At 66.5% G+C, this 7,990-nt stretch carries 11 protein-coding genes; 8 read left to right on the forward strand and 3 right to left on the reverse strand.

Annotated features, from left to right (window positions below; all coding sequences use genetic code 11):
- The first annotated feature begins 365 nt into the window (after positions 1–365).
- The 8 genes from leuC to SGR02S_RS18100 all read left to right on the forward strand — a co-directional run bounded on the left by leuC (position 366) and on the right by SGR02S_RS18100 (position 5,190).
- Positions 366–1,796: a 3-isopropylmalate dehydratase large subunit gene (gene leuC / locus SGR02S_RS18065; protein ID WP_067113325.1), complete on the forward strand. Its 1,431-nt coding sequence runs from the start codon at positions 366–368 to the stop codon at positions 1,794–1,796.
- Positions 1,797–1,859: 63 nt separating this feature from the next.
- The gene (locus SGR02S_RS18070) at positions 1,860–2,303 is read left to right on the forward strand and encodes a GxxExxY protein (RefSeq protein ID WP_067113328.1); all 444 of its coding nucleotides are present in this window, start codon (positions 1,860–1,862) and stop codon (positions 2,301–2,303) included.
- Positions 2,300–2,902 (forward strand): 3-isopropylmalate dehydratase small subunit, encoded by a 603-nt coding sequence (leuD, locus tag SGR02S_RS18075; protein ID WP_067113331.1) that lies wholly within the window; start codon positions 2,300–2,302, stop codon positions 2,900–2,902. The genes SGR02S_RS18070 and leuD overlap by 4 nt, the downstream gene beginning before the upstream one ends.
- Positions 2,903–2,927: 25 nt before the next feature.
- On the forward strand, positions 2,928–3,923 hold the full coding sequence (locus tag SGR02S_RS18080) for an NADPH:quinone oxidoreductase family protein (protein ID WP_067113351.1): 996 nt from the start codon (positions 2,928–2,930) through the stop codon (positions 3,921–3,923).
- 68 nt (positions 3,924–3,991) lie between these two features.
- The gene (locus SGR02S_RS18085; RefSeq protein WP_082797223.1) at positions 3,992–4,201 is read left to right on the forward strand and encodes a DUF167 domain-containing protein; all 210 of its coding nucleotides are present in this window, start codon (positions 3,992–3,994) and stop codon (positions 4,199–4,201) included.
- Between the two features lie 100 nt (positions 4,202–4,301).
- Positions 4,302–4,595, forward strand: coding sequence for a hypothetical protein (locus SGR02S_RS18090; protein ID WP_067113334.1), 294 nt, complete (start codon positions 4,302–4,304; stop codon positions 4,593–4,595).
- 54 nt (positions 4,596–4,649) lie between these two features.
- Positions 4,650–4,901: a type II toxin-antitoxin system ParD family antitoxin gene (locus tag SGR02S_RS18095; RefSeq protein WP_067113337.1), complete on the forward strand. Its 252-nt coding sequence runs from the start codon at positions 4,650–4,652 to the stop codon at positions 4,899–4,901.
- Positions 4,894–5,190, forward strand: a complete 297-nt coding sequence (locus SGR02S_RS18100) for a type II toxin-antitoxin system RelE/ParE family toxin (protein ID WP_067113340.1) — start codon at positions 4,894–4,896, stop codon at positions 5,188–5,190. The genes SGR02S_RS18095 and SGR02S_RS18100 overlap by 8 nt, the downstream gene beginning before the upstream one ends.
- A gap of 55 nt (positions 5,191–5,245) precedes the next feature.
- Here SGR02S_RS18100 and sdhA read toward each other — a convergent pair whose 3' ends face one another.
- From sdhA to sdhC, 3 genes are read right to left on the reverse strand one after another with little or no spacing between them, the layout of a single operon-like run.
- On the reverse strand, positions 5,246–7,048 hold the full coding sequence (gene sdhA / locus SGR02S_RS18105) for a succinate dehydrogenase flavoprotein subunit (RefSeq protein WP_067113343.1): 1,803 nt from the start codon (positions 7,046–7,048) through the stop codon (positions 5,246–5,248).
- Positions 7,045–7,452 (reverse strand): succinate dehydrogenase, hydrophobic membrane anchor protein, encoded by a 408-nt coding sequence (gene sdhD / locus SGR02S_RS18110; RefSeq protein WP_067113346.1) that lies wholly within the window; start codon positions 7,450–7,452, stop codon positions 7,045–7,047. Before sdhD ends, sdhA begins: the two co-directional genes overlap by 4 nt.
- Complete coding sequence (gene sdhC, locus SGR02S_RS18115) at positions 7,445–7,888, reverse strand: succinate dehydrogenase, cytochrome b556 subunit (RefSeq protein ID WP_067113349.1); 444 nt, start codon at positions 7,886–7,888, stop codon at positions 7,445–7,447. Before sdhC ends, sdhD begins: the two co-directional genes overlap by 8 nt.
- Positions 7,889–7,990 lie beyond the last annotated feature (102 nt).

A 7,990-nucleotide genomic window follows, 5' to 3' on the forward strand; every position in this document is an offset into this window, starting at 1 on the left:
CTGAACCCCCACACGCCTTAACATAATGACATCGGCTGGGTTCGTCACCCGCGAGCGGCGAAGCCGCGCGGCAATCCAGAGTCTCGTAAACCGCCCTGGATTGCTTCCCCCGGATCAGGTCCGGGGTCGCAATGACGAAGCGGGTCAATCCAACGTCATGACGCTCCCGATTCTTGTTTTGCCGTGTTTTCCGACTCGTCAGGTGATTCCACCTGACCTGAAAACACTCCAGCGCGCATCGTCGCTGCGAGATCGCCCGGTCTCTCCCCTCCCCCCAGGCAGGGGTGACGATAAGCGCGACCGGAAATTGCGTTTTCCGACCGCCGTTCGCTTGCAAACTTGCGCGGGCGGCTTAAGTGATCCGCATGACTCGGCCCCGCACGCTTTATGAGAAAATCTGGGATGCGCATGTCGTCGAACGGCGCCCCGACGGCACCTGCCTGATCTTCATCGACCGCCACCTCGTCCATGAAGTCACCAGCCCGCAGGCCTTCGCCGGGCTTCGGGCCGCGGGGCGCAAGGTGCGGCGGCCCGACCTGACGCTCGCGGTTCCCGACCACAATCTGCCGACGACCGCCCGCAGGGACGCGGCCGGTCACCGCCTGCCGATCGCCGACCCCGAGAGCGCGGCGCAGCTCGCCGCGCTGGAGAAGAACGCGCCCGAGTTCGGTATCCGCTATATCGACGCGGTCGCGCCCGAGCAGGGCATCGTCCATGTCGTCGGGCCCGAGCAGGGTTTCTCGCTGCCCGGCACGACGATCGTCTGCGGCGACAGCCACACCGCGTGCCACGGCGGCATCGGCGCGCTCGCCTTCGGCATCGGGACGAGCGAGGTCGAGCATGTGCTCGCGACCCAGACGCTGCTCCTCCAGCCGTCGAAGACGATGGAAGTGCGCGTCGAGGGCGCCGTCGGCCCCGGCGTCAGCGCCAAGGATATCATCCTCCACATCACCGGCACGATCGGCGCCGCGGGCGGCACCGGCCACGTCATCGAATATACCGGCAGCGCGATCCGCGCGCTGTCGATCGAGGGCCGGCTGACGATCAGCAACATGGCGATCGAGGGCGGCGCGCGCGCCGGGCTGATCGCGCCCGACGAGACGACCTTCGCCTATCTGAAGGGCCGCCCCTATGCACCGAAGGGCGCCGGCTGGGATGCGGCGGTCGAATATTGGAAGAGCCTCGCGACCGATCCGGGCGCGACCTACGACAAGATCGTCGTGATCGACGCGGCGGACATCGCGCCGAGCGTCACCTGGGGCACCAGCCCCGAGGACGTCGTGCCGATCACCGGCATCGTTCCCGACCCGGCGAGCTTCGCCGACCCGTCGAAACAGGCCGCCGCCGCCAAGAGCCTCGCCTACATGGGGCTCGAACCCGGCACCCGCATGCAGGACGTACCCATCGAGAATATCTTCATCGGCAGTTGCACCAACAGCCGCATCGAGGACATGCGCGCCGCCGCCGCGGTCATCAAGGGCCGCACGAAGGCCGACAATGTCAAATGGGCGATCGTCGTCCCCGGATCGGGGCTGGTGAAAGCGCAGGCCGAGGCCGAGGGGCTCGACCGCATCTTCCTCGACGCGGGGCTCGAATGGCGCGAGCCGGGCTGTTCGGCCTGCCTCGCGATGAACCCCGACAAGGTGCCCGCCGGCGAGCGCTGCGCATCGACCAGCAACCGCAATTTCGTCGGCCGTCAGGGCCCGGGCGCGCGCACGCATCTGGTCAGCCCGGCGATGGCTGCGGCGGCGGCGGTGACGGGCAAGCTCACCGATGTCAGGGAGCTGATGCGATGACAGGGCGGTCCCATTCGGGTTCACGCGAAGACGCAAAGACGCGAAGGGAGAAAGGCCGCACCCATGGCTGATGTGGAAGCCATCGCGGCACAGGCGATCGATTGCGGATTTCATATCCATTGCGATCTGGGACCCGGTCTGCTTGAAACGGTATACGAACAAGTGCTCGCCGCCAGCCTCGCTCGGGCGGGTTTGAAGGTCGAGCGGCAGAAACCCGTCAGTTTCACGTTTGACGGAATGCATTTTGCCGACGGTTTTCGTATCGATCTGTTGGTGGAAGACCAGTTGATCGTCGAGATCAAATCTGTCGAAGCCTTGTCCAAGGCACATGGGAAACAAATGTTGACCTATCTACGCTTGATGCAACAGCCCGTCGGGCTGCTGATGAATTTTGGCGGCGCAACCTTCAAGGAAGGAATCCGCCGTATCGTCAACAATCATACGGCCTTCGCGTCTTCGCGTCTTCGCGTGAACCAAATCGGCGTTGCCGCTGGAGGTCATGCATGACTCCGCTGGACAAGGTCGAGGGCCGTGCGATTCCGCTGGGGCTCAAGAATGTCGATACCGACGTCATCATCCCGGCGCACTGGCTGAAGACCACCAGCCGCGAGGGCATGGGGCGCGGCGCGTTCGAGACGCTGCGCGCCGACCCCGACAATCTGTTCGACCGCCCCGAATACAAGGGCGCGCCGATCCTGATCGCCGGCGACAATTTCGGATGCGGGTCGAGCCGCGAGCATGCCGCCTGGGCGCTGGGCGATCTGGGCATCCGCGTCGTCATCGCGCCTTCCTATTCGGACATCTTCTCGGGCAATGCGGTCAAGAACGGCATCCTTCCGGTCGTGCTGCCGCAGCCGGCGATCGATCGGCTGATGGAGGTCGCCGCGACCGACCCGGTGCACGTCGACCTCGACACGCAGACGGTGACGACGCCCTTCCAGGACCGCTTTTCCTTCGACATCGACCCGTTCCGCAAGATGTGCCTGCTCCACGGTCTCGACGAAATCTCGTTGACCGAAAAGAGCGGCGCCGCGATCGATATCTATGAGCAAAGACTGGACGAAGATCGTCCGTGGCTGCGTCCCGCGACGATCGACGCCCGATAAAGATAAAGCAGAGGAGATGATGAGGATGAAGGCTCTCTTGTCGACCGCCACCGGCGGTCCCGAAACGCTCGTGCTCGGCGATCTGCCGCGCCCCACCGCCGGCAAGGGCCAGATCGTCATCGACGTGAAGGCCTGCGCGGTCAATTTCCCTGACGTTCTGATCATCGAGGATAAATATCAGTTCCGTCCCGAACGCCCCTTCGCGCCCGGCGGCGAGGTGGCGGGGATCGTCGCCGAAGTCGGCGAGGGCGTGACCGAATTCAAGGTCGGCGACCGCGTTCTGGCCGGTTGCGGCAACGGCGGCATGTCCGAAGCGGTCGCGGTCGGGGTCCACAATGTCTATCACCTGCCCGAAGGCCATGACTTCACCGAAGGCGCGGCGCTGCTGATGACCTATGGCACCAGCATCCACGCGCTGGTCGACCGCGGCCACATCAAGGAGGGCGACACGCTGCTCGTTCTCGGCGCGTCGGGCGGGGTCGGCATCGCGGCGGTCGAACTCGGCAAGGCGTTCGGCGCGCGGGTCGTCGCCGGCGTATCGAGCGAGGCGAAGGCCGACATCGCGCGGCAGGCGGGCGCCGACGAGGTGGTCGTCTATGGCTATCAGCCGTTCGACAAGGATGCCTCGAAGGCGCTGGCGAACACGTTCAAGGAAGCCGTCGGCCCGAACGGCGCCAACGTCATCTACGACGCGGTCGGGGGCGATTATGCCGAACCCGCGCTGCGCTCGATCGCATGGGAGGGCCGCTATCTGGTCGTCGGCTTCCCCGCCGGCATTCCGCGCCTGCCGCTGAACCTGACGCTGCTCAAGAGCTGCGACGTCGCCGGCGTCTTCTGGGGCGCGTTCGTCGCCCGCGAGCCCGAACGCAACCGCGCCAATATCGCGCGGCTGTTCCAGCTTTGGGAGCAGGGCAAGATCAAGCCCCGCGTCACCGAAACCTTCGCGCTGGCCGACGGCGGCAAGGCGATCGCCAGGCTCGGCGACCGCAGCGCGGTCGGCAAGCTGGTCGTGACGATCTGAAATACCGGCCCGATCCCGCGCTGACCGCCGCCCTGCACGCGCTCGCCGCGCCCGCCGGGCGGCTGGAGGTGCGCGTCACCCCCGGCGCCAGCCGCGACGAGGTGAAGCTGACGGACGGCGTCGTGCAGCTTCGCGTCACCGCCCCGCCCGCCGACGGCGCCGCGAACGACGCGGTGCTGCGCCTGCTCGCCGCCGCGCTGGACCGGCCGCGCCGCGACCTGACCCTGGTGCGCGGCGCGGGCGCGCGGATCAAGCTGGTCGCCATTGCGGCGCGCTGAGCCGCCGGGCCGTCGCCGGTCGCCCCCGTCCGTTAACCCTTTGTCAGCGCCTCTCGCCTATCCTGCCGGAGCGTGACCATCGTGCGCAGGGCAGAAAAGCATGGCAACTCGCCGTCCGACGAGGGACTCATATGCCGCGAGCATCGCGAACATTTCGCGCACCCGCCGCGCGCAGCTCGTCGCCGAGTTCGAGGGCGACCTGGGCATCGACCACAAGGAACGCGCCCGCCTCGCCTATGAGGAGAAGCGGTGGCGGGTGATCAAGACGATCATCGTCTGGACCATCGCGCTGATGTTCTTCGCCATCGCCTGCCACAAGCTGTGGCTGATGGGCCAGCAGGTCGACCGCCCCTTCTCCGACCTCGACCCGATCCGGGGCCTGTTGGGCGGATAGGGCCAGAGAGCGCCATTCTGGACGGGGTTACCAAAATTTGGTAACGTGCCCGTCATGGCAGCGAAGAACACATCGGTCGCACTTGGCGAACCCTTCATCGAATTTGCCCGCCGCAAGGTCGAATCGGGCCAGTTTGCGACAACCAGCGAGGTCGTGCGCGAAGCGATGCGGCGCTATATCGCATATGATGACCGCGTCGAGGCGTTACGGCGCGAAATTCAGAAGGGCATCGACAGTGGCCCGCCCCGCCCGTTCGACTGGGACAGCTTCATGGAACGAAAGTTCGGCCCCGAAAGCGATGCGTAACATCACCGTCCGCCCCGCGGCGGAGGCCGATATCGACAATGCCGCCGACTACACCATCGAACAATGGGGCATCGAGCAGGCCCGCCACTATATCGGCGATATCCGCCGCGCCATCGAACGCCTCGCGATGGACGGACTACGCCACCCGAAAGAGGCGGACGTGCTTCCGGGCCTGAGACGGGCGCGGAGCGGACATCATTTCATATTCTACCTGATCGACGACGAGCAGGTCGATGTGATCCGCGTACTACACGAACGGCGCGATGCAACGAGGCAACTGAAGGGTTGAGCGCAGGGAGTGGCGCGATTGCCTGCAATCCGCCAACCGCCCTCCCCGCGCCTCCTCAATACACCCGCGCCTTCGGCTCGATATAGGCGACGTCGTCGGACAGCGTATATTCGTGGACCGGGCGATAATCGAGCGTCACCTGGCCGCCCTTGCCGCCCCAGCCGTCGAACCAGCTGATCGTGTGCTTCATCCAGTTCGCGTCGTCGCGGTTCGGGAAATCCTCGTGCGCGTGGGCGCCGCGGCTTTCCTTGCGGTTGAACGCCGAATGCATCGTCACCGTCGCCTGCGCGATCAGATTGTCGAGCTCGAGCGTTTCGACGAGGTCGGTGTTCCAGATCAGGCTGCGGTCGCTGACATGGATGTCCTGCATCCGCGCATAGGTCTGCGCCAGCTTCTCCTTGCCTTCGGCCATCAGTTCGTCGGTGCGGAACACCGCCGCGTGCTGCGACATGGCGCGCTGCATCTCGACCCGGACCTGCGCCGTCGGCGAGCCGCCGCTGGCATTGCGGAAATGGTCGAGCCGGCCAAGCGCCAGATCGGCGCTGTCCTGCGGCAGCGGCGCCTGCGCCGCACCGGGCTTCAGCAGTTCCCTGAGGCGATGGCCGGTCGCGCGGCCGAAGACGACGAGGTCGATCAGGCTGTTCGAGCCGAGGCGGTTGGCGCCGTGGACCGACACGCACGCCGCTTCGCCGACCGCGAACAGGCCGGGGACGACCGCGTCGGGATCGCCGTCGCGCAGCGTCACCACCTCGCCATGATAGTTGGTCGGAATGCCGCCCATATTGTAATGGACGGTCGGCACCACGGGGAGCGGCTGGCGGGTCAGGTCGACGCCCGCGAAGATCTTGCCGCTTTCGGTGATGCCCGGCAGGCGTTCGTGCAGCACCTTCGGATCGATGTGATCGAGGTGCAGATAGATATGGTCGTTGTGCGGACCGACGCCGCGGCCCTCGCGGATTTCGAGCGCCATCGACCGCGACACGACGTCGCGCGACGCGAGGTCCTTCGCCGAGGGGGCATAGCGCTCCATGAAGCGCTCGCCCTCGCTATTGGTCAGATAGCCGCCCTCGCCGCGCGCGCCCTCGGTGATCAGCACGCCCGCGCCGTAGATGCCGGTCGGGTGGAACTGCACGAACTCCATGTCCTGGAGCGCGATACCGGCACGCAGCACCATGCCGCCGCCATCGCCGGTGCAGGTGTGCGCCGAAGTGGCGGTGAAATAACAGCGGCCATAGCCGCCGGTCGCGAGCACGACCGCCTGCGACCGGAAGCGGTGGATGCTGCCGTCCTCCAGGCACAGCGCGATCACGCCGCGGCACGCGCCGTCCTCCATGATCAGGTCGAGCGCGAAATATTCGACGAAGAAGTCCGCGTCATATTTCAGCGACTGCTGATAAAGCGCGTGGAGCATCGCGTGGCCGGTGCGGTCGGCCGCGGCGCAGGTGCGCTGCACCGGCGGGCCGGCGCCCATATTCTGCATGTGGCCGCCGAACGGGCGCTGATAGATGGTGCCGTCGGCGTTGCGGCTGAACGGCACGCCCGCATGTTCGAGTTCGTAGACCGCGGCCGGCGCCTCGCGCACCATATATTCGATCGCGTCCTGGTCGCCCAGCCAGTCCGACCCCTTGACGGTGTCGTACATGTGCCACTGCCAGTGGTCGGGCGTGTTGTTGCCGAGGCTGGCGGCGATGCCGCCCTGCGCCGCGACGGTGTGGCTGCGGGTCGGGAACACCTTGGTGATGCACGCGGTCCTGAGGCCGGCCTCCGCGCTGCCCATGGTGGCTCGCAGGCCCGATCCGCCGGCGCCGACGACGACGGTGTCGTAAGTGTGGTCGATGATCTTGTAGGCGTCGGTCATGCCCCAGCCCCCCCCATGGCGGCTCCGCCGGCAAAAACGATACGGGCGATGGCGAACAGGCCGTAGGCGGCGCCGCCGATCGCATAGAAATTCAGGACGACGAGCGCGAGCAGCCGCGTCGCCTCCCCATGCACATAGTCCTCGATCAGCACCTGAAGGCCGAGCCGCAGGTGCCAGAAGACGCTGACCACCATCAGCGCGAGCGCCAGCGCGACCGTGGGATTGGCGGCCCAGCGCAGCACCGCGCCATGCTCGCCGAGCGGCAGGCGCAGCAGCGAGACGAAGAGGAAGCCGACGAGCAGGACGTTGCCGAGCGCGGTCAGGCGCTGCTGCAGCCAGTGACCGGTGCCGTGATGCGCGGCGCCGAGCCCGCGCACGCGGCCGAGAGGCGTTCCGTTACCCATTGAGCGCCTCCTTGCAGAGATAGAGCCAGGTCGCGGCGGTCGCGAGCGGCGCGGCGACGATCACGATCGTCGACCAGAGCCGGTTCGTCCGAAGCTCGTAGCCCGCACCCGTGTCGAGCAGCAGGTGACGCAGGCCCGAGAAGAGGTGCTGGAAAAAGGCCCAGGTCAGGCCGATCAGCACGACCTTGCCGAGGATGTTGGTGATCTGGTGCACGGTGCCGCCATCGGGATCGTGCCAGACGCAGGCGATGAAGGCCGCATAGGCATCGGGTCCCGCCGCGAGCGCCCCGAGCCACCAGAGGAACATGCAGGCGCCGACGATCGCCAGCCCGTCGCCGCTGACGCGGTGGAGGATCGAGGTGGCCATGTGCGGCCCCCATTTATACACCTGAAGGTGCGGTGCGCGCGGTCGCGCGCCTGGTTGCTTGCCAGCCATATTGCAGCCCCGTCTTGTCAGACTCTATCCGGTCGGTGGGGGCCGGTTAAGCCTTCCTGCCGCGATATGCAATTGCTTAGAGCATGATGACATGAGTTGGGA

This window comes from Sphingopyxis granuli NBRC 100800 (genome assembly GCF_001591045.1).
GTDB classification, from domain to species: domain Bacteria; phylum Pseudomonadota; class Alphaproteobacteria; order Sphingomonadales; family Sphingomonadaceae; genus Sphingopyxis; species Sphingopyxis granuli.

Coding starts and splice junctions, on each gene's coding strand:
- leuC (WP_067113325.1), top strand. CDS start 366: ATGACTCGGCCCCGCACGCTTTATGAGAAAATCTGGGATGCGCATGTC.
- SGR02S_RS18070 (WP_067113328.1), top strand. CDS start 1,860: ATGGCTGATGTGGAAGCCATCGCGGCACAGGCGATCGATTGCGGATTT.
- leuD (WP_067113331.1), top strand. CDS start 2,300: ATGACTCCGCTGGACAAGGTCGAGGGCCGTGCGATTCCGCTGGGGCTC.
- SGR02S_RS18080 (WP_067113351.1), top strand. CDS start 2,928: ATGAAGGCTCTCTTGTCGACCGCCACCGGCGGTCCCGAAACGCTCGTG.
- SGR02S_RS18090 (WP_067113334.1), top strand. CDS start 4,302: ATGGCAACTCGCCGTCCGACGAGGGACTCATATGCCGCGAGCATCGCG.
- SGR02S_RS18095 (WP_067113337.1), top strand. CDS start 4,650: ATGGCAGCGAAGAACACATCGGTCGCACTTGGCGAACCCTTCATCGAA.
- SGR02S_RS18100 (WP_067113340.1), top strand. CDS start 4,894: ATGCGTAACATCACCGTCCGCCCCGCGGCGGAGGCCGATATCGACAAT.
- sdhA (WP_067113343.1), bottom strand. CDS start 7,048: ATGACCGACGCCTACAAGATCATCGACCACACTTACGACACCGTCGTC.
- sdhD (WP_067113346.1), bottom strand. CDS start 7,452: ATGGGTAACGGAACGCCTCTCGGCCGCGTGCGCGGGCTCGGCGCCGCG.
- sdhC (WP_067113349.1), bottom strand. CDS start 7,888: ATGGCTGGCAAGCAACCAGGCGCGCGACCGCGCGCACCGCACCTTCAG.